26 protein-coding genes and 1 tRNA gene are annotated in these 23674 nt (G+C 64.9%); 13 read left to right on the plus strand and 14 right to left on the minus strand.

Features of this window, described 5'->3' with window-relative positions; translation table 11 throughout:
- The first annotated feature begins 3 nt into the window (after window positions 1–3).
- On the plus strand, window positions 4–1215 hold the full coding sequence (locus ACE10Z_RS21515) for an ABC transporter substrate-binding protein (protein WP_375789671.1): 1212 nt from the start codon (window positions 4–6) through the stop codon (window positions 1213–1215).
- 40 nt (window positions 1216–1255) lie between these two features.
- On the opposite strand, the gene ACE10Z_RS21520 is transcribed toward ACE10Z_RS21515, so the two are convergent.
- The 3 genes from ACE10Z_RS21520 to ACE10Z_RS21530 form a co-directional block, all read right to left on the minus strand.
- Window positions 1256–2182, minus strand: coding sequence for an AEC family transporter (locus tag ACE10Z_RS21520; RefSeq protein WP_375789672.1), 927 nt, complete (start codon window positions 2180–2182; stop codon window positions 1256–1258).
- A gap of 2 nt (window positions 2183–2184) precedes the next feature.
- The gene (gene ruvX / locus ACE10Z_RS21525; RefSeq protein WP_375789673.1) at window positions 2185–2667 is read right to left on the minus strand and encodes a Holliday junction resolvase RuvX; all 483 of its coding nucleotides are present in this window, start codon (window positions 2665–2667) and stop codon (window positions 2185–2187) included.
- Window positions 2668–2863: 196 nt separating this feature from the next.
- The gene (locus ACE10Z_RS21530; protein WP_375789674.1) at window positions 2864–3754 is read right to left on the minus strand and encodes a LysR substrate-binding domain-containing protein; all 891 of its coding nucleotides are present in this window, start codon (window positions 3752–3754) and stop codon (window positions 2864–2866) included.
- 117 nt (window positions 3755–3871) lie between these two features.
- Between ACE10Z_RS21530 and ACE10Z_RS21535 the strand changes: the two genes are divergently transcribed.
- The 3 genes from ACE10Z_RS21535 (at window position 3872) to ACE10Z_RS21545 (ending at window position 6364) form a co-directional block, all read left to right on the plus strand.
- The gene (locus tag ACE10Z_RS21535; protein ID WP_375789675.1) at window positions 3872–4852 is read left to right on the plus strand and encodes an NAD(P)H-dependent flavin oxidoreductase; all 981 of its coding nucleotides are present in this window, start codon (window positions 3872–3874) and stop codon (window positions 4850–4852) included.
- Between the two features lie 18 nt (window positions 4853–4870).
- Window positions 4871–5947, plus strand: coding sequence for an NAD(P)H-dependent flavin oxidoreductase (locus tag ACE10Z_RS21540; protein ID WP_375789676.1), 1077 nt, complete (start codon window positions 4871–4873; stop codon window positions 5945–5947).
- Window positions 5948–6049: 102 nt separating this feature from the next.
- Window positions 6050–6364 (plus strand): NIPSNAP family protein, encoded by a 315-nt coding sequence (locus ACE10Z_RS21545; protein ID WP_375789677.1) that lies wholly within the window; start codon window positions 6050–6052, stop codon window positions 6362–6364.
- A gap of 23 nt (window positions 6365–6387) precedes the next feature.
- Here ACE10Z_RS21545 and ACE10Z_RS21550 read toward each other — a convergent pair whose 3' ends face one another.
- A complete protein-coding gene (locus ACE10Z_RS21550) occupies window positions 6388–6522 on the minus strand; it encodes a hypothetical protein (protein ID WP_375789678.1) in 135 nt (44 codons plus the stop codon).
- A 417-nt stretch (window positions 6523–6939) separates the two neighbouring features.
- On the opposite strand from ACE10Z_RS21550, the gene gatC reads away from it, so the two are divergent.
- From gatC to ACE10Z_RS21585, 7 genes are all read left to right on the plus strand, one after another.
- Window positions 6940–7227 (plus strand): Asp-tRNA(Asn)/Glu-tRNA(Gln) amidotransferase subunit GatC, encoded by a 288-nt coding sequence (gene gatC / locus ACE10Z_RS21555; protein ID WP_375789679.1) that lies wholly within the window; start codon window positions 6940–6942, stop codon window positions 7225–7227.
- 23 nt (window positions 7228–7250) lie between these two features.
- Window positions 7251–7493: a hypothetical protein gene (locus ACE10Z_RS21560; protein WP_173642511.1), complete on the plus strand. Its 243-nt coding sequence runs from the start codon at window positions 7251–7253 to the stop codon at window positions 7491–7493.
- Window positions 7490–8965: an Asp-tRNA(Asn)/Glu-tRNA(Gln) amidotransferase subunit GatA gene (gene gatA / locus ACE10Z_RS21565; RefSeq protein WP_375789680.1), complete on the plus strand. Its 1476-nt coding sequence runs from the start codon at window positions 7490–7492 to the stop codon at window positions 8963–8965. Before ACE10Z_RS21560 ends, gatA begins: the two co-directional genes overlap by 4 nt.
- A gap of 3 nt (window positions 8966–8968) precedes the next feature.
- Entirely contained in the window at window positions 8969–9253 is a 285-nt protein-coding gene (locus ACE10Z_RS21570; RefSeq protein WP_375789681.1) for a hypothetical protein, read from the plus strand.
- 173 nt (window positions 9254–9426) lie between these two features.
- Window positions 9427–10788: a patatin-like phospholipase family protein gene (locus tag ACE10Z_RS21575; protein WP_375789889.1), complete on the plus strand. Its 1362-nt coding sequence runs from the start codon at window positions 9427–9429 to the stop codon at window positions 10786–10788.
- A 127-nt stretch (window positions 10789–10915) separates the two neighbouring features.
- The gene (gene gatB, locus ACE10Z_RS21580) at window positions 10916–12403 is read left to right on the plus strand and encodes an Asp-tRNA(Asn)/Glu-tRNA(Gln) amidotransferase subunit GatB (RefSeq protein ID WP_375789682.1); all 1488 of its coding nucleotides are present in this window, start codon (window positions 10916–10918) and stop codon (window positions 12401–12403) included.
- A 1522-nt stretch (window positions 12404–13925) separates the two neighbouring features.
- Window positions 13926–14192 carry a hypothetical protein gene (locus ACE10Z_RS21585; protein WP_097673415.1) on the plus strand — a complete coding sequence of 89 codons (267 nt, stop codon included), beginning with the start codon at window positions 13926–13928 and terminating at the stop codon, window positions 14190–14192.
- 76 nt (window positions 14193–14268) lie between these two features.
- On the opposite strand, the gene ACE10Z_RS21590 is transcribed toward ACE10Z_RS21585, so the two are convergent.
- From ACE10Z_RS21590 to ACE10Z_RS21605, 4 genes are all read right to left on the minus strand, one after another.
- On the minus strand, window positions 14269–15033 hold the full coding sequence (locus ACE10Z_RS21590) for a sulfite exporter TauE/SafE family protein (RefSeq protein ID WP_375789683.1): 765 nt from the start codon (window positions 15031–15033) through the stop codon (window positions 14269–14271).
- Between the two features lie 73 nt (window positions 15034–15106).
- Window positions 15107–15829 (minus strand): helix-turn-helix domain-containing protein, encoded by a 723-nt coding sequence (locus ACE10Z_RS21595; protein ID WP_375789684.1) that lies wholly within the window; start codon window positions 15827–15829, stop codon window positions 15107–15109.
- Window positions 15830–15885: 56 nt separating this feature from the next.
- The gene (locus ACE10Z_RS21600) at window positions 15886–17148 is read right to left on the minus strand and encodes an MFS transporter (protein ID WP_375789685.1); all 1263 of its coding nucleotides are present in this window, start codon (window positions 17146–17148) and stop codon (window positions 15886–15888) included.
- The gene (locus ACE10Z_RS21605) at window positions 17145–17651 is read right to left on the minus strand and encodes a PaaI family thioesterase (RefSeq protein WP_375789686.1); all 507 of its coding nucleotides are present in this window, start codon (window positions 17649–17651) and stop codon (window positions 17145–17147) included. Before ACE10Z_RS21605 ends, ACE10Z_RS21600 begins: the two co-directional genes overlap by 4 nt.
- Window positions 17652–17845: 194 nt before the next feature.
- Here ACE10Z_RS21605 and gcvA point away from each other — a divergent pair, with 194 nt between their 5' ends.
- On the plus strand, window positions 17846–18748 hold the full coding sequence (gene gcvA / locus ACE10Z_RS21610) for a transcriptional regulator GcvA (RefSeq protein WP_375789687.1): 903 nt from the start codon (window positions 17846–17848) through the stop codon (window positions 18746–18748).
- A gap of 18 nt (window positions 18749–18766) precedes the next feature.
- Here gcvA and ACE10Z_RS21615 read toward each other — a convergent pair whose 3' ends face one another.
- A complete protein-coding gene (locus ACE10Z_RS21615; RefSeq protein WP_375789688.1) occupies window positions 18767–19540 on the minus strand; it encodes a helix-turn-helix domain-containing protein in 774 nt (257 codons plus the stop codon).
- 111 nt (window positions 19541–19651) lie between these two features.
- Between ACE10Z_RS21615 and ACE10Z_RS21620 the strand changes: the two genes are divergently transcribed.
- A complete protein-coding gene (locus tag ACE10Z_RS21620; protein ID WP_375789689.1) occupies window positions 19652–20560 on the plus strand; it encodes a DMT family transporter in 909 nt (302 codons plus the stop codon).
- 496 nt (window positions 20561–21056) lie between these two features.
- Here the strand turns inward: ACE10Z_RS21620 and ACE10Z_RS21625 are convergent, their stop codons facing one another.
- From ACE10Z_RS21625 to ACE10Z_RS21645, 5 genes are all read right to left on the minus strand, one after another.
- Window positions 21057–21338 carry a hypothetical protein gene (locus ACE10Z_RS21625; RefSeq protein ID WP_375789690.1) on the minus strand — a complete coding sequence of 94 codons (282 nt, stop codon included), beginning with the start codon at window positions 21336–21338 and terminating at the stop codon, window positions 21057–21059.
- A 167-nt stretch (window positions 21339–21505) separates the two neighbouring features.
- On the minus strand, window positions 21506–22078 hold the full coding sequence (locus ACE10Z_RS21630; protein ID WP_375789691.1) for a hypothetical protein: 573 nt from the start codon (window positions 22076–22078) through the stop codon (window positions 21506–21508).
- Window positions 22079–22572: 494 nt separating this feature from the next.
- On the minus strand, window positions 22573–22962 hold the full coding sequence (locus ACE10Z_RS21635) for a DUF3606 domain-containing protein (protein WP_375789692.1): 390 nt from the start codon (window positions 22960–22962) through the stop codon (window positions 22573–22575).
- On the minus strand, window positions 22902–23183 hold the full coding sequence (locus ACE10Z_RS21640) for a hypothetical protein (RefSeq protein ID WP_375789693.1): 282 nt from the start codon (window positions 23181–23183) through the stop codon (window positions 22902–22904). The genes ACE10Z_RS21635 and ACE10Z_RS21640 overlap by 61 nt, the downstream gene beginning before the upstream one ends.
- Window positions 23184–23421: 238 nt before the next feature.
- Window positions 23422–23515 (minus strand) — tRNA-Ser (locus tag ACE10Z_RS21645).
- Window positions 23516–23674 lie beyond the last annotated feature (159 nt).

A 23674-nucleotide genomic window follows, 5' to 3' on the forward strand; every position in this document is an offset into this window, starting at 1 on the left:
CCCATGGCTATTTTGATCCGAACGCTCCTGGCCGGCGTCGTCGCGCTGGCGTCTCTCGGCGCCATCTCGCAGCAGGTGCGCGACCAGGGCGTGACCGACACCGAAATCCGGATCGGCAATCTGATGCCGTACAGCGGCGCGCTGGAAATCTTCGGCCAGATCGGCAAGGCGGAAGCTGCCTATTTCGAGATGATCAACGAACGCGGCGGAATCAATGGCCGCAAGATCCGCTTCATGTCCTACGACGACCTGTCGGATGCATCCAACGCCATGGACCTCACGCGCATTCTGGTCGAGACCGACAATGTGCTCTTGATGTTCGGTTCGTTCGGCACGCCGGGGAATCTGGCGGTGCGGAAATATCTCAACGAACTGAAGATCCCCCAGCTCTTTGTCGCCTCCGGCGATCAGGATCTCAGCGAACCGTCGGTCTATCCGTGGACCATGGGCTGGCAGCCCTCATATCGCGAGGAGGGACGGATCTACGCCAATTACATCCAGGCGTTCTATCCCGGAAAGAAGATCGTGGCACTTTGGGAGAATGACCAGTTCGGGCGGGAATTGTTCAAGGGATTGGTGCAGGGGCTGGGCGACGTTGCCCACAACATCAGGGTCGATATCGCCTATGATGTCGACGATCAGCATCTGGACGGTCACATCTCGATCCTGAAGCAATCGGGCGCCGAGGTCTTTGTGTTTGCCGGAGTGCCGGAGAATGCCACCAAGGTGATCCGGGCGGCAGCCGAACACGGCTGGCGGCCGGTGTTTGTCGTGAATCAGATGGCGTCATCGATCGAGACGGTGCTCAAGCCGGCCGGCACGGAGAATGCGACCGGCGTCATCACCGCCGCCTTCCTGAAGGACGCGAGCGATCCGGCCTGGAGGGAAGGGCAGGGCGCCTGGCACAGCTTCCTCGACAAGTATACCAAGGCCGGCGGCAAGGACGACGCTGCCGCAGTCTACGGCTATGCCGCTGCCGAAACGATGGTGCAGGTGCTGAAGCAATGCGGCAACGATCTGTCGCGCGAAAACGTCATGAAGCAGGCCGCGGCGCTGAGGGATTATCAGGCGTCCGCCTTGCTCCCGGGCATCAAGATCAACACCACGCAGTTCCGACCGGTCGAGCAATTGCGGTTGCTTCAGTTTGATGGCCGCAGCTGGCAGCCGATCGGCGACGTGCTCGATACGGCGTTCACCGGTTCAAGCGGGAAATAGCGACGATCAGCGTAGCGAGCCGAACCCGCGCAAGCGCAGGCTAGGGCCCCACCGCGGCAATCACGATCGGCATCGTGATCGCGGCCAGAATCGTCTGCAGCGTGATGATCTGGGCGAGCAGGGGGGCGTCGCCGCCCATCTGGCGCGCCAGCACATAGGCCGACGGCGAGGTCGGCACCGCGGCGCAGGCCGCGACGATGACGAGATTGGCGCCGGTGACGCCGAACCACACCGCGAGCGCGACGGTCAGGACGGGCATCGCAATGAGCTTCAGGACCAGCGCGATGCTGGCGGCGAGGCTGGGGCGGAAGATGCCTTCCAGATGCAGCCCGGCGCCGGTCACGAGCAGGCCGATCGCCAGCGACGAGCCGCCGAGCGCGTCGGCGACGTCGTGCCAGATCTTCGGCAGCGGGACATGCGCGACGTTGATGACGAGCCCGATGACGCAGGCCCAGATCAGCGGGTTCTTCACGACCGTCATCACGATGGCGCCTGCGGACCGCTTCCCGGACGAGGCATATTTCGCCAGCACGGCAACGCTGAAGACGTTGACCAGCGGGATGATCGCGACCATCGCGACCGAGGCCAGCGCAAGTCCGACCTTGCCATAAAGATTGCCCGACACCGACAGCGCGACATAGGTCTGCCAGCGGGTGGCGCCCTGGAAGATCGAGGAGAAGGCGGGGCCGTCGACCCCGGCGCGGGCGAGCGGACCGCGCAGCGCAAGACACAGCAGGCACATCACCAGCGCGGCGAGCAGCAGCGCACCGCCGACGCCGGCGACCGGCACCTTGGTCAGATCGGCCTTGACCAGCGTCTGCACCAAAAGCACCGGGAACAGCACGTAGTAAGTGAGCTGCTCCAGCCCGTGCCATTGGGTGTCGAGCCGCATCAGCGTGCGTCTCAGGATGAAGCCGAGCACGATCAGCAAAAACACCGGCAACAGCGCCGCGATCACCACGGCCATCGTCAGCGGTCCCCGCGCAGCTTCGCCAGCCGGTCGAGTGCGCCCTGCAGGATGAAGATCGCGGCGTGCTCGTCGATCACCTCGGCGCGGCGGGCGCGGCTGACGTCCATCCCGATCAGCTCGCGCTCGACCGCGGCGGTCGAGAGCCGCTCGTCCCACAGCCCGATCGCAAGCGCGGTGAGGTTCGAGAGATTACGGGCGAATGCCCGGGTCGATTGCGCGCGCGGGCCTTCGCTGCCGTCCATGTTGATCGGCAGGCCCAGCACGAAGCCGACCGCGTTTCGTTCGGCTGCGATCGCGAGCAGCCGCGCCGCGTCGGCCTTGAACTGCTTGCGGTGGATGGTCTCGACGCCGGTCGCGAGCCGCCGGTCCGGATCGGAGACGGCAACGCCGATGGTCTTGGTGCCGAGGTCGAGGCCGACAAGCGCGCCGCGGTCAGGCCAGTGCGGCACGGCTTCGATCAGGGGAAGGATGGGGGCGGGCATGGCCTGCGCTTAGCACGCACCCGCGCGCGAAGGCAAAGCACTTGCTTCACCTCTCCCCATTGGGGACCCCATTGGGGAGAGGTCGAATTGCGAAGCAATTCGGGTGAGGGGACTGAGCTCCATCGAGGGACCGTAACCCCTCACCCGGCGCGATGCGCCGACCTCTCCCGATGGGAGAGGTAAGATTGAAGTCGCATCACGCGGCGATGACCCGATCGTCGCCGCCAAGGCACGCGGCAAGTCCCCGCAGCGCACTGTACTGGTGCGTGGTGCGGCGCTGGATGAACAGCGTCTCGACATGCGCATGCTGCGGATTGAGCTTGTGGATCCTGATGTCGCGCTGGACGTGGTCGCGCTCGACCACCGCACGCGGCAGGAGCGTCACGCCCATGTCGGCGGCGACGCAGCCGACCATGCCGTCGAGCGTGCCGAGCTCGAAGCGGGCGGCCGACGGCCAGCCGAACTCGGTGAACACCTGTTCGAGGCGTTGCCGGTAGGTGCAGCCGGTGCGGAACACCAGCGCAGTCGGTCCCGACTCCGGCGTGCCGGCGCGCAAGGCGGCGAGCGATTTCCAGCGCGGCGCGGTGACGAGCACCAGTTCCTCGGTGAAGGCTGAGGTCGCTGACAGTTCGGCGTGCTCGATCGGACCGGCGACAAAGGCGCCATCGAGCGAACCGTCGAGCACGGCAGCCACGAGGTCAGCGGTCGGTGCGGTGCGCAAGGTCAGGCGCACCGCCGGATAGCGGCGATGAAACTCGGCAAGCAGCGTCGGCAGCCGCACCGCGGCGGTCGTCTCCATCGAGCCGATCGACAGCGGCCCCTTCGGCTCGCCATCGTCGCGCGCGGCGAGCACGGCTTCGCGCGACAACGCCGCCATGCGCTGCGCATAGGGCAACAGGCGGCGGCCGGCGCCGGTCAGCGACATGCCGCGGCTGTGACGCTCGAACAGTGCCGTGCCGATCTCGGCTTCCAGCGCCTTGATGCGCTGGGTGACGTTGGACTGCACGGTGTTCAGCTCGTCGGCGGCCCGGGTGATGCCGCCGAGCCGGGCGACCGTGGAAAAGGTGAGCAGGTCGGTCAATTCCATCTGGGATCACCGTTTCATTTTAGAGATGGTAGCGTTCTCTAGTATTCATTTTCCGAGAATGCTAGGCCCGCTTAGGCTGTGAGTCCAGAACAGCAAGTTAAGACAGGGAGCGAGCGCATGCCGATCAGCACCGAATTGACGGCGCGTCTGGGCATCCAGCATCCGATCCTGGCGGCGCCGATGGCCATGATCACGGGAAGCCGGCTGGTCAGGGCGGTGAGCGAGGCGGGCGGCTTCGGGATTTTGGGCGGCGGCTATGGGGATAGGGCCTGGCTCGAGGCCGAGGCCGCAAAGCTGAAGGATTTCGCAAAACCGTTCGGGATCGGCTTCATTACGTGGAGCCTTGCCAGGCAACCCGAGCTGATCGACATCGCGCTGGATGCAAAGCCACGCGCCGTGATGCTGTCATTCGGCGATCCCGCGCCGTTTGCGCCCAGGATCAAGGCCGCAGGCGCGCTGCTGATCTGCCAGGTGCAGAGCGAGGACATGGCGCAACAAGCGCTCGATTGCGGTGCCGACATCCTGATCGCGCAGGGCACGGAGGCGGGCGGTCACGGTGCCTCGCGAACCACGCTCGATATGGTGCCTGCGATCATCGATTTCGCGGCGGGGCGCGTGCCCGTCGTCGCGGCCGGTGGCATCGCGGACGGCCGTGGCCTCGCGGCGATGATGATGCTCGGTGCATCCGGCGTGCTGATGGGAACGCGCTTCTATGCCAGCGTCGAGGCCGATGCGCCCGAGCGGGCGAAGCAGCTGATCTGCGCCGCGAAGAGCGGCGAGACGGTGCGTGGCGTGGTGATGGACTGGTCGCGCAAATTGATGTGGCCGGCACCGTTCACCGCGCGTTCGCTTGCCAACGATCATTTGCGCCGCTGGAGCGGCCGCGAGATCGAGCTGATGCAGCGCGCCGACGAGATCGCGGTGGAATACGCCGCCGCGAGGGAAGCAGCCAATTTCGATGTTGCCGCGGTGTTCGCCGGCGAGTCCGTCGGGCTGATCCATGATATCGTTCCCGCGGCCGAGATCGTCGGCCGCATCGTCGCCGAGGCCGAGCAGACGCTGCAGGGCCGGCGCAACTCTCTTTCCTCTTTGTCCTGAACAAGCGCGAGACACACCATGTGGCCGGACCGTCGATTGATCGATCGTTTCAAGACCGAATTCCCGATCGTGCTGGCGCCGATGGCCGGCGTGATGGATGCGGAGCTCGTGATCGCGGTGGCGCAGGGCGGCGGGCTCGGCTCGCTGCCGTGTGCGATGCTCTCGGCCGAGAAGGCGCGTGAGCAGGTCAACATCATCCGCCAACGCGTGTCTGCGCCGGTCAACCTCAACTTCTTCTGCCACAAGGCGGTCGACGCCGATCCGGCACGCGAGGCGCAATGGCGGCAGCGGCTGGGGCCCTACTATCGCGAACATGGCCTCGATCCGGATGCGCCGATCAACGCGGCGAACCGCGCGCCGTTCGATGCGGCCTTCTGCGCGGTGGTCGAGGAGCTGAAGCCCGAGGTCGTCAGCTTCCACTTCGGCCTGCCGGAGCCAAAACTGTTGCAGCGGGTGAAGGCAGCGGGCGCCATCGTGATGTCGTCGGCGACCACAGTGAAGGAGGCGATCTGGCTCGAGGAGAACGGTGCCGACGTCGTCATCGCGCAAGGCGCCGACGCCGGCGGCCATCGCGCCATGTTCCTGACCGATGATATCGCCGAGCAGCCCGGCACCTTCTCGCTGCTGCCGCAGGTGGTGGATGCGGTGAAGGTGCCGGTCGTCGCGGCTGGCGGCATCGCCGATGGACGCGGGATCGCGGCGGCCTTTGCGCTCGGCGCATCCGGTGTGCAAATCGGCACCGCGTTCCTGCGCTGTCCGGAATCCAAGGTGTCCGCGCAGGGCCGTGTCGCGCTGGCGCAGGCCAGCGATGAATCGACCGTCATCACCAATGTGATGACCGGCCGCCCGGCGCGCGGCGTTGCCAACCGCGTGATGCGCGAGGTCGGCCCGATCTCACCAGACGCGCCGGCGTTCCCGCATGCGGCGACCGCCCTCGGGCCGCTGAAGGCGGCTGCCGAAAAACAAGGCAAGGTCGATTTCACCAACCTCTGGGCCGGGCAGGCGGTGCGGATGGGCAAGGAGATGCCGGCCGCCGAACTGACCCGCGCGCTGGCGGGCGCCGCGCTGGCACGGATGGGCAAGCTGGCGGGCTGATTTCACCTTCGTCTGCGCAATTTCGGTGTATGCCCCTGACTGCCGCCTCGGATATCCGGGTATCGACAGACGGCAGTTCAATTGGCGCAGGAGCACCACGGCATGATCACCTGTTATCTGCGATACGAAATCCGTGCGGACAAGCTCGCCGAATTCGAGGCTTATGGCGCGATGTGGCTGGAGCTGGTGCCGCGGTTTGGCGGCATTCATCACGGCTATTTCCTGCCGTCCGAGGGCGCCAGCGACGTCGCGTTGGCGATTTTCAGCTTTCCGAGTCTTGCGGCCTACGAGCAGTACCGCAAGGACTCAGCGCTGGATCCAGACGTTCAGAAGACCATCGCCTTCGCGAAGGAGACGCGCTGCTTTGTCCGCTATGAACGGTCGTTTTTTCGGCCATTGCTGCCGAAGCCGGCCTAACCCGCAGGCCGGTTCGCTCGGTCTCAGGACTGACGCGCGGGCTCGCTCTGGTTGATCTCCAGGTGCTCGGTCGCGAGCCTGCGATAATGCGCGGCCATTTCCTTGTAATGTTGCCGGGAGATCGGATCCGCGGCGCTCTCGGCGCGGCGCTCGAACATCTCGGCTTTTTCCTGCAGAGCTTTTGCCTGGGATTTTGCCATCGCTCGCCTCGCTCAGACCAGACAGGCCACGTAGAGGATCGCAATCCCCAGCACCGTGCCGATCGACCACAGGGCGGGATCCCAGCCCTCCGGCCGGGGGCGGTTTTCCAGCGTTTGCATGACGCACTCCGAACTTTTTGATTTGGAGGGAGTAGGCGCCCTGAATGTTTCGGCACCACTTCGTGGCAGCCGCAAATTGGTTTCGTCGCAGGCTTTTGCGGCCCGAATGCGCTCCGGAATGTCTCGCCCGGGTGCCCGGCAGGGTGCCGAAGCCCAGGGGGCTGAGGGATTCGCGCGGTTGCGGCGCAAAACCGGCCTCTGCTATACGGCGGGCTGACCTTTCAGCCTGACCTTTGGGATCCGAGGCCCTATATAATGTCCGTAGACGCCACGACCGTCCGCCGCATCGCGCATCTGGCGCGGATTGCGGTCAGCGACGCCGAAGTTCCCCATCTCCAGGGCGAGCTGAACGCGATGCTGGCCTTTGTTGAGCAGCTGTCGGAGGTGAATATCGGCGGCGTCGAGCCGATGACCTCGGTGACGCCGATGGAGATGAAGAAGCGCGCCGACGTGGTCAATGACGGCGAGATCGCCGACGACATCGTCCGCAATGCGCCCGATACGACCAACCACTTCTTCCTGGTGCCGAAGGTGGTCGAGTAGTTCTCTGTTTTGGGACGGTCCCGATGTGTCTGCTCTGCGACGATGAAAAGGCCTACAAGGCCTATATGGACTTCCTCGATGCGATGGAGCGCAAGGGGAAGGTCGCCGATCCCAATGCGGCGATGGACGCGGTGCTCGACCATCTCGAGGCGCTCGATGCCGCGCGCGCCAAGGAAAATGCCCAGAGAAATATGAGCCCCCGGCAGGACGACCCCGCCAACGACAAGACCCTGTCTCCGTTCTTCTGCAGCCCGATCAATAAATGACCGATTTGACATCGCTGACGATCGCCGAGGCCCGCGAGGGCCTGGCGAGCAAGTCTTTCACCGCCCGCGAACTGACTGACGCGCATCTCGCCGCCATCGAAGCTGCGCGCGTGCTCAATGCCTACGTGCTCGAGACGCCGGACCGCGCCCGCGACATGGCCAAGGCGGCCGATGAGAAAATTGCCAAAGGCGAGGGCGGCCCGCTGGCCGGCATCCCGCTCGGCATCAAGGATCTGTTCGCGACGCGCGATATCCGAACCACGGCGTGCTCGAAGATCCTCGGCAATTTCATTCCGCCCTACGAGTCGACGGTGACCTCGCAGCTGTGGCGCGACGGTGCGGTGCTGCTCGGCAAGCTCAACAATGACGAGTTCGCGATGGGCTCGTCGAACGAGACCTCGTGCTTCGGCCCGGTGACCAATCCGTGGCGCCGCGAAGGGTCCAACACCACGCTGGTGCCGGGCGGCTCGTCCGGCGGCTCGGCTTCGGCGGTGGCGGCGCTGCTCTGCATGGGCGCGACCGCGACCGACACCGGCGGCTCGATCCGCCAGCCCGCGGCGTTCACCGCGACCGTCGGCATCAAGCCGACCTACGGCCGCTGCTCGCGCTGGGGCATCGTGGCATTCGCATCCTCGCTCGACCAGGCCGGCCCGATCGCGCGCACGACGCGCGACGCCGCGATCCTGATGCGGTCGATGGCCGGTCACGATCCCAAGGACACCACGTCGGTCGACATCGCGGTGCCGGACTACGAGGCCGCGATCGGCAAGTCCGTGAAGGGCATGAAGATCGGCATCCCCAGGGAGTATCACCTCGACGGCATGCCGGCCGAGATCGAAAAACTCTGGAGCGAGGGCGCGCAGTGGCTGAAGGCGGCCGGCGCCGAACTCGTCGAGGTGTCGCTGCCGCACACCAAATACGCGCTGCCGGCCTATTACATCGTGGCGCCGGCGGAGGCCTCGTCGAACCTCGCGCGCTACGACGGCGTACGCTATGGACTGCGCGAGCCGGCCAAGAACATCATCGAGATGTACGAGAACTCCCGCGCCGATGGTTTCGGCGACGAGGTGCGCCGCCGCGTGCTGATCGGCACCTATGTGCTGTCGGCCGGTTACTACGATGCCTATTATCTGCGCGCGCAGAAGGTGCGGACGCTGATCAAGAAGGATTTCGAGGACTGCTTCGCCAAGGGCGTGCATGCGATCCTGACGCCGGCGACGCCATCGGCGGCGTTCGGCATCGGCGAGAAGGGCGGTGCCGATCCGGTCGAGATGTATCTCAACGACATCTTCACGGTGACCGTGAACATGGCCGGCCTGCCGGGCATCGCCGTGCCCGCGGGCAAGGATACGCAAGGCCTGCCGCTCGGCCTGCAACTGATCGGCCGTCCGTTCGACGAGGAGACGCTGTTCTCGCTCGGCGAGGTGATCGAGCAGGCGGCCGGCCGGTTCGCGGCGCCGAAATGGTGGTGAGCGATGGCGGATTTCCGCGCCAGTCTCGCTGACGCTGCGCCTGATGCGGCGCTGTCGCCGCCGCTCGCCGCATTGTGGTGGGCGAGGAAGGGCGACTGGGATCAGGCGCACAAGATCGTGCAGGACGAGAGCGACGCCAATTCGGCCTGGGTGCATGCCCATCTGCATCGTGTCGAGGGCGATCTCGGCAATGCCGGCTACTGGTATCGGCGGGCCGGCCAGCCGGTCGCGAACGATACAGTCGAAGCCGAGTGGGAACGGATGGTTTCCGCGCTTTTGGCTTCCTGAGTATGAGAGCACCGGTGCCAAGTGCCGGTGTCTTGGCACCGCGAGCATTAACCCTGTTTCGGCCGCCATGCCGCCGCCCAGATTGGCCGTGATAGGCTGGTGGAACCGGGCGGGGGCCAGCGGCAAAGAGAGTAATCGTGCGTGGGTCGGGCATAGGGGGATGGCTGTCAGCATTGCTGGTGGCTGCGGTGGCGGTGGGCCTTGCCGGCTGCGCGACCGTCTACAATCTCCCGGGCAATGTGCCGCTCGGCGCCGCGGCTGCCGACACCAACGGTGTCAGCGATATTCCAAGCTATGAAGACGATCTGCTGCTTGCGCTGTCGTTCTCCGGCGGCGGCACGCGCGCCGCGGCGTTTTCGTTCGGCGTGCTCGAAGAGCTCGACCGGGTACGCTCCAGCACCGCCGGCGCCAAGACGCTGCTCGACCGCGTCGACTTCGTCTCCGGCGTCTCCGGCGGATCGGTCACCGCGGCCTATTTCGGATTGAAGCGGCGCGCGGCGCTCGACGATTTCCGCGAACGCTTCCTGCTGCGCAACGCCGAGGAGGGACTGAAGACCAGGATCTCGCTCGGGAATATCGGGCGCGCGCTGGGCGGTGGTGTCAACGACAGCCAGTTCACCGACTGGCTCGATCAAAACCTGTTTGACGGCGCGCGGTTCGAGGCATTGCCGGACGACCACCGCCCGCGGGTGTGGATCAACGCGTCAGACATCTACAACCGCACGCCGTTCGTGTTCGGCAAGACGTCGTTCGATGCGCTGTGCAGCGACATCCGCTCCTATCGTGTCGCCGAAGCGGTGGCGGCATCCGCCGCGGTGCCGCTGGCATTCGCCCCGATCGTGCTGCAGACCTATCCCGGCGGCTGCGCCGCGCCGCTGCCGTCCTGGCTCGACCGGGTGCGCAACGATCCGAACGCGCAGCCGCTGCTGCGCTCCTATGCCGAGGCCCAGGCGCGCTACCGCGACGGCTCGATGCGCTACGTCAAGCTGCTCGATGGCGGCCTCGTCGACAATTACGGCCTGTCGGGGTTGAGCATCGGCTTGCTCGCCGCGCAGCGCCCCTACGAGCCGCTGAGCGAACGGCAGGCGGCAAAGCTCAAGCGCATCCTGTTCCTGGTGGTCGATGCCGGCCGCGGCATCTCCGGCGATTTCGTGCAGACGCTCGAAGGGCCGAGCGGCGTCGAGCTGGTGTCCGCGGCTGCCGACACCGCGATCGATGCCAGCGTGCGCTCCAGCTACGCCGCCTTCACGTCGCTCGCCAACGATTGGTCCGGCAAGCTGAAGCACTGGCGCTGCGGCCTGTCGGCAGCGGATCGCACCAGGCTCGGCGTCGGCTCCGGCTGGAAATGCGGCGACGTCGCGATCTATGTCGAGCGGCTCGGCTTCGACCGGCTCGGACCGGAGCGCGCCGGCATCCTCAACGCCATCCCGACGCGGCTTTCGCTGCCGGCCCAGCAGGTCGACCAGCTGATCACGGGCGGCGCGGACGCGCTGCGCTCAAGCAAGGCCTATCAGCAGTTCCGGCGCGGCCTCTGATCTGCGCCAGATGCGCCGGTGCGGGCCGCGAGGGGCTGCAAGGGGACTGCAAGGCGGCTTGACTGGCGCTGTCGGTTGCGCGAAGCCCAATCCATCCCAGATAATACTTGTCCGGAAACCGTGATCCATGACCGCATCTGCTGCCCCTCACAAGCTAATCAAGAGCGCCACCGGCGATTGGGAGGTCGTGATCGGCATGGAGGTCCATGCCCAGGTCACCTCGAACGCGAAGCTGTTCTCCGGCGCGTCGACCGAGTTCGGCGGCGAACCCAATTCCCATGTCTCGCTGGTCGATGCCGCGATGCCGGGCATGCTGCCCGTGATCAACGAGGAGTGCATCCGCCAGGCGGTGCGCACCGGTCTCGGGCTGAATGCGCAGGTCAACCTGCGCTCGGTGTTCGACCGCAAGAACTATTTCTATCCGGACTCGCCGCAGGGCTACCAGATCAGCCAGTACAAGTCGCCGATCGTCGGCGAGGGCGAGGTGGTGCTCGAACTCGATGGCGGCCGCAGCGTCACCATCGGGATCGAGCGGCTGCATCTGGAGCAGGACGCCGGCAAGTTGCTGCACGATCAGTCGCCGACGATGTCCTATGTCGACCTCAACCGCTGCGGCGTCGCGCTGATGGAGATCGTCTCCAAGCCCGACATCCGCGATGCCGAGCAGGCCAAGGCCTACGTCACCAAGCTGCGCTCGATCCTGCGCTACCTCGGCACCTGCGACGGCGACATGGAGAAGGGCAGCCTGCGCGCCGACGTCAACGTCTCGGTGCGCCGCTACGGCGAGACCGCGTTCGGCACCCGCTGCGAAATCAAGAACATGAACTCGATCAACTTCATCGGCCAGGCGATCGAGTACGAGGCGAGGCGCCAGATCGAGATCATCGAGGACGGCGGCTCGATCGACCAGGAAACCCGGCTGTTCGACCCGAACAAGGGCGAGACGCGCTCGATGCGCTCCAAGGAAGAGGCGCACGACTACCGTTACTTCCCCGATCCCGATCTGCTGCCGCTCGAGTTCAGCCAAGCCTTCGTCGACGACCTCAAGGCGCAGCTGCCGGAACTGCCGGACGAGAAGAAGTCCCGTTTTATTACGGGCTTCGGCCTGTCGTCCTATGATGCGAGCGTGCTGGTCGCCGAGCGCGAGAGCGCGGAGTTCTACGAGACGGTCCTCGCTCGTCTCGCCGACAAGGCGCGCGACGGCAAGCTTGCCGCCAACTGGGTGATCAACGAGCTGTTCGGCCGTCTCAACAAGCAAGGCGTCGCGATCGCAGCCTCGCCGGTGTCGGCGGAGCAACTCGCCGCGATCGTCGATCTGATCGGCGAGGGAGCGATTTCCGGCAAGATCGCCAAGGACTTGTTTGAGATCGTCTGGCAGGAGGGCGGCGATCCGCGCGCGCTCGTCGAGGCGCGCGGCATGAAGCAGGTCACCGATCTCGGCGCGATCGAGAAGGTGGTCGACGACATCATCGCGGCCAATCCTGACAAGGTCGAGCAGGCGAAGGCGAAGCCCGCAGCTCTTCAGTGGTTCGTCGGTCAGGTGATGAAGTCGTCGGGCGGCAAGGCGAACCCGAAGGCGGTCAACGAGCTCTTGAAGTCCAAGCTCGGCATCTGAACGAACAGGACAATGATGTTGTCCTTGGCGCATGATCCAGTCGGGTCATGCTCTCGCGCCGTCACCATCGGCATCGTCGCGTGCGCGTGAACGCGGCGTGATCCTGCCTCACACCCTCCCTCGACGGTCGCACTGACGCCTTGGGCGCCGAATCGCCGAAGCTGCGATTCGTTCGCGAATCCGGTCCAAGTGACCTCAAACGAGGCAAAAGCGGTCTTACCCACGAAAATTTTTTCATTGCCAAAAATTACGACTCGGCGTTCGCGACGCGCCGCTTTTCGTCACAGCTTGCGACTCAACGCAATGACGATCGCGCTTCGATCGCTCGAATGCGAATTCAAGAAGTGCCTGCAATACGGGCGTTTCCTGCAACGTTGACAAATGCCGATGTCGGCCGTTGCTGCATTTCTTGCATCGTCGCGTCAATGCAATGCCGATTTGATCGGTGGCGCGCGCTGTGCGCACTGCCACCGCTGCGTCAACACTTCCTTAAGCGGGACACTGTTTTTTTCGGTCTGTTGGTGTATTCGGGAAGTAGTGCATATCGATTCCCGAGTGCACGCAGCGAGAGCCATCTCACATACTGGAGGGCAACATGGCTAAGAAGGCAAAGAAGGCGAAGAAGGCGAAGAAGGCGAAGAGCGCAGTGAAGAAGACTGCGAAGAAGACCCGCAAGGTCGCCAAGAAGAAGTAAGCCTCTCGCCTTGAGAGGATTGCCGGCGGCTTGATGCCGGCACGTCGCGAGAGCCAGCGGACGGACTGCTGAGAGGCACATCCACCCCAAGGCTCTGGCTGACGAAAGAGGGTGTCGGCGAGACATCAGGTCAAACGGCTGGATCGAATTTCGGAGAGGGCAACCTTCCCAAAAGCGGTCCGGCAGAAGAAACAGAGATTTCTTCGTTCGGTGCGGGGCCGGCTCGGTTCCGCAATTTCACCGGCGAGAATGCCGAGCTGAAATCTGGTCCTGACGTGTTCGCCGACCCCCTCGTTCCGGCGGCCCGCGCAGTCCGCGCCCGGCAGCCACTTTTCACATCCCATTTTCCGGATCGACGTCGGGCCTGACGGGCTCGCGTTCCTTTGCGCGCGCGACCGTACCGCGGCTTCGCGGACCGTCCGCCAGGCGTGGCAGCCCGCCGTCAACGCATCGATTGATCAGATGCGTCGGCGGCCGGGACCGGGCGGCGCCCGCGGCCATTGTCCGCGATGGTTATCGATGTCCAAAGCACCAGGGTAAACCGGCATTCACGAATGCACGGAAATGCCTGCGGCACAGGTACTTCTGCGATTCCGGGGAATGCGCAGGGCGGGCCCGATTTACATCCCGTTCATCGCGATACTTAAACCGCTCTTCAAATTTGATGGGCCATGATCATCCCAACAAGCCGGCAAACGGCGAGCGCATGATCCAGGGATCAGCGCGGCGCACGATCCCAGGATCGGCGCGGGGATAACAAGGCGTTTTAAGTGGACGGGGGCCGCGCTCGGGGGAGGGCGGCCAACAACAAAAAGGGGAATGACGACAATGTTTCAGGGGGTCATCGATCAGGAAAGCGCTATCCCGGTTGCTGCGACTGCAATCCAGGACGTGCTGTTCGAGCGTGGCATGTATTGGGCGAGCGGCCGCTCCGGCGTGGTCAACCTCGTCGCGGCGCACAAATGGTTCAACCTGGCGGCGCTCAAGGGACGTACCGACGCAATCGCGCACCGCCGCGAAGTCGCCGAGCAGATGTCCGACGTCGAGATCGCTGCCGCCCAGCGCGAAGCCCGCGCCTGGATGACGACGCACTAAGCTTTCGTTTTGGCGCGTTTTCTTCCCGCGAACCGGTAGTGCTATCGAGCTGGGAGCCTCGGCTCCCTCGCTCCATCTAGAACCAGTATCGCACGGCGTAGATCACGGTCATCAGCGCTCCGGCGGCGATGACGAACTGCCGAACGATGTGAGCCGGCAGGATCCGGATCAGGTGGCCTCCGGCATAGCCGCCGATCGCGGCGCCGAGCAGCATCACCAACGTCTCTGGCCACCGTACCGCTCCCTGCACGATGAAGATCAGTGTTGCGGCGAGCGACACGCAGGTGGCGAGCAGGTTCTTCAATGCCTTGATCGCCCTGATGTCGTTGGGTTCCGTGATCGACAGCACCGCGGTCAGGATGACGCCGAGCCCGGCACCGAAGAACCCTCCATAGACACACGCCAATCCCAGGACAGCACTGCTCGCGCCGGTCGAGGGCAGAGCTGCGGCCTTCTGATGTCCGGTGGTCCACGCCTGGATCTGTGGCGCGAAGGCAAACAGCAGCGTTGCGAATGCGATCAGGGCCGGCACCGGCAGGACGAACAGCCGCTCGGGAAGCAACAAGAGGACGCCGGCACCGACTGCGCCTGCAACCGTCGAGACGGCGACGAAGCTGACAGTACGCCGCGTCGGCGGCGGCAGCTTGCCGCGATCGGCGAGCGCTGCGATCAAATGCCCCGGCGAGATCGCCACCGCATTCGACGCATTGGCGATGACCGCCGGCAGGCCTGCGGCAAGCATCGCCGGAAATGTGATGAGCGTCGCGCCGCCCGCCAATGCATTGACGACGCCTCCGGCGCCACCGGCCGCGAGCAGCAGAAGACTTGCCTGGGCATCCATCCTTCACCCCTTTGCAGGGTGAGCAGGCTAGCGGGCGGAGCAGTGGCCGGTCTGGAACGTCTGTGACGCCGCCTCAATCGCGCCAGTAGATGCCCGGTGTGGTGCCGAAGGTGCGGCGGAACAGGCGGGTGAGGTGGCTCTGGTCGGAGAAGCCCGCATCGGCCGCAACGGCTGCGACCGGCTCGCCGGCGCGCAGCAACTGCCGGGCAAGGTTGAGCCGGGCGAGTAGCCGGAACGCATGCGGCGCGACGCCGAGCTCGCGCCTTACCATGCGGCTGAACCCTTCGCGGCTTCGCCCGAAGCTGGCGGCAATCTCGCCGATCGGCTCTAGGCTCTCCGTCAAGGCCGTGCCGAGCTTGGCTCTGCGGGTCTGCTCGGTCGAGCCGGGCGGCTCGCGCGACAGGATGTCGTTGGCGATCTCGCTGATGTGCTCGGGCGATATCTCGTCGATGCTCCGCCAGCGGTCCCCGACATTGATGATCCGGAGCGAAGAGCAGGCGCGGCCGACCGGAACATAGGCATTCAGGCAAACCGTCTCCGTGCCCGGTGTCGGCATCGGTGCATGCAGCATTCCCGCCGGGATCAGCGCGGCATGGCCCGCAGGCACGGTGACGGTCGCGCCATCGATGCGAAAGGCGCGTGACCCCGACAGCACCAGCACGATCTGGCTCTCGTCATGGAAGTGCGGTCTGAGGCCGAGCGAGCCGGCACCGCGCCACGACGCCAGCTCCACGATGTCGTCACCGTCGGCTCGCCGGTAGCTCCAGGCATTGGTCATGGCGAACCGGGTGATCACAGAAGTCTCGAACCGATGGGTGGAGATCCCCGAACGTAGCACGGGGTCACCGACCGTCACGGTCGCGCGACTGATGCCATCGGCGAGGCCGTTCGCATTGTCGCGACAGCGATGAGGGCGGCGACGAGGTTCGCGGCTGCGCTGATCGCCACCGGGATGAAGTAGCTGTGGCTGACGTCGAACGCGAAGCCGGCAGCGCTCGGACCCAGCAGCGTGCCGACGGCGACGCTGGTGTAGAGGATGCCGATGATGCCGCCGACATTGCGGCCGCCGAAATGGTCGGTGACGACAGCGGGCAGGATCGCGACCCAGCCGCCATAGAACACGCCGAACAGCAGCGCGAAGACCGTGAGCGACCAGAAGCTGCCGGCGATCGCCCAGATCGCCAGCGAGACCGCCATGCCGAGATACATCGCAATCAGAAACGCATCGCGTCCGACCCGGTCGGCGATGCCGCCGAGGAAGAAGCGGCCGGCGGTGCTGCCGACGCCGATCATCCCGAGCAGCAGCACGGCGAGCGGCGGCGCCACCTGATGGTCGACGGCGAAGGGCACCAGGTGCACGAAGGGCACGAACACCCCGAACGCGCTGATCAGGCAGGCTGCATAGAGCCCGGCGAAGCGGGCGGTCTTGACCGCGCCGTGGATCGAGACGCCCTGGCGGAGCGGCGTGCTGGAGGCTGCCTCAAGCGGATCGCCATCCGGTCCGGTGCCGTAGCGGCGCGGATCGTCGGCGATCAGGAGCGATGCGCCGATCCCGGCGACGGCGGCGACGACGCCCAGCACGACGTAGGCATCGCGCCAGCCGAGGCTCGCGATCAACCAGGTCGCGAGCGGCGGCATCACCAGTGTGCCGACCCCGATCCCGCTGACGGCGAGGCCCGACGCAAAACCGCGCCGCCTGACGAACCAGCGCTGCACGGTGCCCAAGGTCGGAACGTAGGCGCAACCGACGCCCGCGCCGATGCCGATGCTGTAGGCGGCATAGACCTGAAGGATGGTCTGCGCCTGTCCCGCCAGCACCATGCCGAGACCGACCAGCGCCATTCCAAAGACGGCGAGCCTGCGTGCGCCCCAGCGATCGGCAAGCGGGCCGGAGACGATGCCGAGACCGAAATAAAGGAAGCCCGCGAACGAGAACACCAGCGAGACCGAGCCGCGCGAGGCGCCGAACTCCCGCTGCAACGACTCGACAAAGGACGAGAACGTGTAGGCGCTGCCGAAGCCGACGAACGTCACGACGAAAGCTGCTGCGACGACATACCAGCCATAGAACGGCTTTGCTCTCTGATAACCGGCGTGCATGACGGCGTTCCTCATGATCGTTCTCCCTGTGATGCGCCGCCGCCTGCCTTGGCCGGCGGATAGAGCAGCATCTGCATGCAGCGAAACAGCGCGATGGCCTTGCCGGTCGCTTCGCTGCCGATCTCGGCATCCCACACCTGGGTCGTGCGCCCGGCATGAACGAGGCGCGCTTCGCAACTGACGCCGCCTTCGCGTGCGATGCCGACGAAGTTCGTCTTCAACTCGCCGGTGGCGAAGCCGATCGCGTCGTCCGGCAAGGAGGCGAGGCAGCCGAAGCCGCACGCGGTATCCGCCAGCGCGACGATGCTTGCGCCGTGCAAGAGCCCGTGCGGCGAGAAGTGCTTCGCGGCAATCTCGAAGCGGCCGCGGATGAGGCCGCGTTCGGCTTCGAGCCATTGAAAGTCCAGCAGGCCGGGCAGGCTGCCGGCTTGCGACGCGTTGATGCGGTCGACGCGTTGGCGGGTATCGCTGCCTGCACCGATCTCGTGCAAAGCGTGTCTGTTTGGGACCTCGGTCATGTCCTGTTCCGGCTCCATCAGGGAACCGAGAGCCGCCGTCGCGAGCCATGATTAGATTAGAAAATCTATCCTAATTGGCCCGGATTCCTCTGAGTTGACGCGGCTCTCGGCGTTACGATAGGCTGATTGAGCGCTGGGAAGGCCGCGTTGGCAAACCAGATTTGCTACGCGATTGAGATTAGAAAATCTAAATCATGGAGAGTAGGCTTCCACCCCTGAACGCGCTCAAGGCGTTCGAGTCCGCCGCCCGCCATCTCTCGGTGAAGCTCGCGGCCGAGGAGCTGTGCGTGACGCCGGGCGCGGTCAGCCAGATGCTCAAGACGCTCGAAGCCCATCTCGGCGTCAAGCTGTTCGAGCGGGTGCCGCGCGGCATCTATCTCACCGACGCCGGGCGCGACTATCTGCCGTCGATCCGCAATGCGTTTCGCCAGATCGCGGAGGCCTCGCGCCGCGTCGCTGCATCAGTCGACGTCGGCACGCTGACGGTGAGCGTCACGCCGTTCTTTGCGTCGGCCTGGCTGGTGCCGCGCATGGCGTCGTTTCAGGGCGCCCATCCCGAGATCGATCTCCAGATCGTCACCAGCAACACGCTGGTCGATTTCTCGCGCAACGGCGTCGACGTCGCGGTGCGCCACGGCCTCGGCCGCTATCCGGGACTACGCAGCGACCGCGTCGTCACGGTCGAGATGGTGGCGGTTGCCTCGCCATCGCTGGTTGCGCGTCTCGGGCGGCCGGCATCTCCCGATGATCTCGCGGGCTGGCCACAGGTTCACGATGCCGATCGCAAAGGGTGGAGCCTGTGGTTTCAGGCCAACGGCATCGCGGAGGTTCGCACGCCGCGCGGCCCTTCGTTCGATGACAGCGCTCTGCTCCTGAAAGCCGTGCTGACCGGGCAGGGCGCGGGCCTGCTGCCGGCGGCGATGGTCGCAAATGAGATCGAGAGCGGCGAGCTGATCCAGCTGCTCGAGACCGCGCATCTGGAGGAGTTCGCCTACTATCTCGTCTGCCCCGACAACCGGCAGGGGCTTCCGAAGATCGCGGCGTTCAGGGAATGGATCCTGGGGCCGGTGGCGCAGTCAGCACTTGGGCAGCGCTAGCTGTCTCGCCGCCGCGCTCTATCGATAGAACGCGTTCGGCGGCACGCCAAAATGCTTGCGGAACATCGCGGTGAAGGCGCTCTGGCTGGCGTAGCCGGCATCGAGCGCGACATCGACCACCCGCGCGCCGCGCGCGAGGCGTTCGAGTGCGAACAGCAGGCGGGCCTGCTGACGCCACTCGCCGAATGTCATGCCGGTTTCCCTGGCAAACAGACGATGGATCGTCTTCGGCGTCAGCTTCAGCCGGCGCGCCCATTGCTCTGCGGTGGAGGCATCATCCGGGCGGGCTATCAGCGCCGCGCAGATCCGCGCCAGCCTTTCGTCACGCGGCATCGGCAGATGCAGCGGCAGCACATCGATCTCGCGCAGCTGGTCGAGCAGCACCCGCATCAGACGCTCGTCGGGCGTCGCGGGCGCATAATCCAGCGGCACACCCATCGCGGCGACGAACAATTCGCGCAGCAGCGGCGAGACCGTGAACACACAGCTGGTCCGCGGCAGATTGGGGACCGCGTCGGCATCGACGAACACGGTTCGGATCTTGACCGCGCCGCACATCCGGACCTCGTGCGCGAGATCGGCCACCAGCCACACCGCGCGATTGGGCGGCACCACCCAGGTGCCCTCTGCGCAGCGCACGATCATCACGCCTTCGATCGCATAGAGCAGCTGGCCGCGCGGATGCGCATGGAGGCCGGTCGATGTGCCGCTCGGATAGTCGATCTCCATCGCCGCCATCGGCCGCGCCGTAGCGTGATAATCGAGGTGCCGTGTGATCAGCTCGTCCAACACGTGTTAGTCCCGCATGTCCCAATCTCGCTAGGTGAGGTCATTCTAGCGTGAGACGGACTTGGGCGCGACAGGTAGTTGCTGGTGTGTCCTTCACCAATGCGCCGCCGGATCATGCTCAAGAAGAATGCTGCACTTCTCTATCCCATCGTTGCCATCGTGCTGTGGGCCGGCAACGTCATTGTCTCGCGTCTGTCGGCCCACACGATCGGTCCGCAGGCGATCACCTTCTATCGCCTGCTGGTTGCGGTGCTGCTGATGTCTCCGTTCGTGGCGCGCGCCGCCTGGCGCGATCGCCGCGCGATCTGGCCGCATCTCGGGCCGCTCGCGATCCTCGGCTTCCTTGCGATGTGCCTGTTCCAGAGCCTGTCCTATCTCGCGGCCGAGACCACCACCGCGACCAACATGGCCGTGTTCACCGCGCTGACGCCGCTGCTGACGGTCGCGCTCAGCGCCGCGCTGCTCGGCGAGCAACCGACGCTCGGCATGGTCTGCGGCGCGCCGCTGTCGTTCGCGGGCCTCGTCTATCTCGTCAGCGGCGGCGAACTGTCGTCGCTGTTGCAGAACGGTGTGCATGCGGGCGACGCGCTGATGCTGCTGGCCGCGATCGTCTACGCGCTGTACGGCGTGCTCCTGAAGCGCTGGAATTTGCCGATCACCGGGTGGCAATCGACCTACATGCAGGCGCTGTGCGCGCTGGCCGTGATGTTTCCCGCGTTCCTCGCGACGCCGGCGCCGTTGCGTCAGATCAACGCCGAGACCTGGCCGCTGATCGTCTATGCCGGTGCGCTGGCCTCGGTGGTGCTGCCGTTCCTGTGGATCCGCGGGGTCGCGCAGCTTGGCCCGAACCGCTGCGCGATCTTCATGAATCTGTTGCCGGTGCTGACGGCTGCGGCTGCGATCGTGATCCTGGGTGAGCCGGTCAGGCCCTTCCACGTCATCGGCGGCGGCCTCGCGCTGCTCGGCGTCGCCTGCGCGCAGGCCTTTCCGCGGCCGCTGAAGACCGCACACGATCCGCGATGACGCGCGAGTTACGGATTCGCGATCTCGCGGTTTTGATCACATGTGAATGACCGGGGCAGAATAGAACGCCGCGGTCGGCGGTCACTTGTTCGGTGAAACGGAGTGATCGCGATGCGTGTTGCCTTGGTCTTGACGTTGCCTCTTGTGATCCTGTGGGGTGCGGGTGCCGACGCGGCCACTGCGCATCACCGGCGCGTGCGCCAGCACCTCATCATTCGTCCGAGCGAAGAGGTGGTCATGCCTGGCGGGTACAGGTATCCCGGCTTCGGACCGATCCCGCCAGGCGAGAACCGCAATCTCGATCCATCCACGCGTGGTAGCGGCTGACGCCGCCGCAGCTCCACCACGTCGATCACGCTGCCTGCCCAAACAAGGCAGGCGGCAGTGCTTCGGGTGCAGTGTGGCGGCAGGGGCCGGCTTCTCTCGGGCCCCTTTGCCTGGCGGGGACGGCGGGATGCCGTCTTCCATCCAACACGAGGTTGGTCAAAGGATCGCGCTATGCTGCGCCGGTGACCAACTTGGGCTGAGATCGCTCAGTGACACGCCTTTCGAGCATGGCGATGGTTCCCTTGAGATTGTCGTGCCGCTCATTGAGCGATCTTGCCAAGATCGGATACCTTCTGTCCGATCGGTCATGAATTCCCGCGCGCGCTTCTTCGGCCGCAATGTCGGCTTCGATCTGCTGGCAGGTCAGGACAAGATCGGACAGCATCTTCCTGAGCGTCGACTCTCGTCCGGTGCTTGCGCGAGCTGTCTCAAAACGATGATGCATGTTCATCTGCGTGCTCCTGATGTCCGAGTTCGGTACACCGAGAACAGCTGGCGCCGAACTATTCACGGACGCATCGCAAGTCGCCTGCCAGGAGCGGGTCCGTAAGAATACGGTCGGGGCGGGGCTGACGTGGGGAATGCCACCGGTGGCGAAAGGCTGATGGGTCTCGCAGACTATTCTCGGTGCCAAGCCGGAATGCAGGCGCTTAGCGCGACCCGCCTGTAGTCTCGAGCGGCATTCTGATCTCCGGATTGTTCAGCAAACCTGACCGCTGCCTCCATGTCCTGAGAGGCAGACGCGCTATCGCAGAACAGGCTGTGAATGTCAGCCCGGTATCGATATGCCCTGTAGTTCATCGGGTTGTACTGAAGCGCCAGGGTGTAGTTGCTTTGCTCCTCAGTGGCGCCTCGGCGCGCTTCATCCGATTGACTGTCGATGTTGGCCAGGCGATTGAGCGCCTGGAGTGTTCCGAGCTCCGTGTACCGTTGAGACATCGCGCCGAAACTTGCAGGAAGTGCTTCGGCCGAAGAAGCAGGTTGCTTTGCCGCGCTCTGCGCGCGTTCAATTTCGATCTTCTTGTATTTGATGGCGTTGTCGTAGTCCCGAAGGCTTTGGAAGGTGCTCGATATCTCGCCGTTGATCGGCGCAATATAGGCAGTAGAGAGTCGTCGATCGCTCAGCAAGTTGAGGCATGCCCGTAGCTTTGCCTGCGCGGGCAAGACATCGCGACATTCCCTGTCAACCACACGGCGCGCGTCCCGCGAGGGCACTGTTGGCGGCGTCTGAGCAGCAGGCAGGACAATGGCCAGTGCGAAGCAGATCGCTAACCTGGGAGCGCGACTCGGGCCATCCATCTTGTTTCTTCGCCTTCAGCGCGATCTCGACCAGCCAGCGGATACTTCGTGCGGGCTTGATGATTATTTGATGCCAAATAATCAAGCCGAGGGGAAGCCGCGACTTCCACCTCGGCTCTAACCCTCATCCGGCTCCGTGGCTACGCCAGCCGCCACGATCACCTCAAGCCTCAAGGTTCGTTGATCGATCGCCTAGCCGTGGACGGAATTCATCGATGAAATTCAAAAGTGAGGCCGTCCGTGACTGGGACAGACCGAACGGCCTCAGCCGGCCCACAGGACCAAAATGGAAGAATGCGGCCGGCTGTCCAGCTACGGTGTCGCCGGCCAGATGGTTTCGCCAGCCAATTGACGTCGCGACCGTCCGATCCCTTCGAGCTGTTGGATCAGGTCACCTTCGCTTCCTTGGTGATGGCGGCAATCGAGGGACCCGATTTTCGAACGATTGAAGCAAACTGTTGATCGGAGACCTTGAGGCGCTTCCTCAATATTTTGACCTGGACCTTGTCGCGCAGATCCAGCGAATTGCGAAAATAGGTTTGCCTGCGCTTGTTCATGGGAGCTTGGCTCGCAAAGGACATGTTGCTCGCGATGTTGCGGCATTGCGTCGACATCGATCGGTCGACGAGGGGACCGGTTGCCCTCGCGAGCGTGCCGTCGCCGCCTACGCAACGCCGGGCCGAGGGCAACGTTCCTTCAACGACGAGGCCGCTTGCTATGAGCGCGCTGGATCGGTTTGGCGACAGGTCGTCCAGACAAACGCTGCCTTGCTGCATTGCCAATCGCTGCCAAGCGCAGCGCTCGCGACGGGCCGTGGGGCGGCAGCGATCGCCAGCACAACAACCATGCAAGCCAGCGAAGTCGCGATGACGAGCCTGCCTGCCTTGGATGAGAGGCGCTGCCGTAACAAGGGAGCCAAATCGGCGGATCGGCGAAGCTGGGCGTTACGCAAAACCTGGTCGATATCCTGGAATTGAATGCCACTGTCCTGCTGCATGGCTTTGCTCCGGAAATAATCAGGTGATGAAAACACACAGCGAGGCTGCGCGCGGTTTGTTTCGCGCTCGCTTCAACGCGCCGGGAATTGTGTTTCGTTCACGCGGAGGTGACGACCGGTTCAAGCCAAGGGGGCTTTGGCGGCTGGCGAACCATGGAATCGGGTTGGGTGGGCTATCAGCGGCAGCCGATCTGCGGACGCTGTCCCCGGTCGTCCTGGTCAAGATCCAAAGGCTGGCTGGCGGAGACGGAGGGATTCGAACCCTCGATAGGCCTTTACAAGCCTATAACGGTTTAGCAAACCGCCGCCTTCAGCCACTCGGCCACGTCTCCAATGGCGCCGATATGCCCGAGAGGGCGCTAAGCCGCAAGCGGCAGATTCAGTTTGCGGCAAGGTGATTTGGTGGCAGCTCCGCCGGTGGCGGCCCGGGAGCGGGCACTGAGCCTTTATATCGTGCGCCGATTTCGGTGCGATGGCTCGGGTGAATGCAG

The organism is Bradyrhizobium sp. Pha-3 (assembly GCF_042258615.1).
Lineage (GTDB): Bacteria > Pseudomonadota > Alphaproteobacteria > Rhizobiales > Xanthobacteraceae > Bradyrhizobium.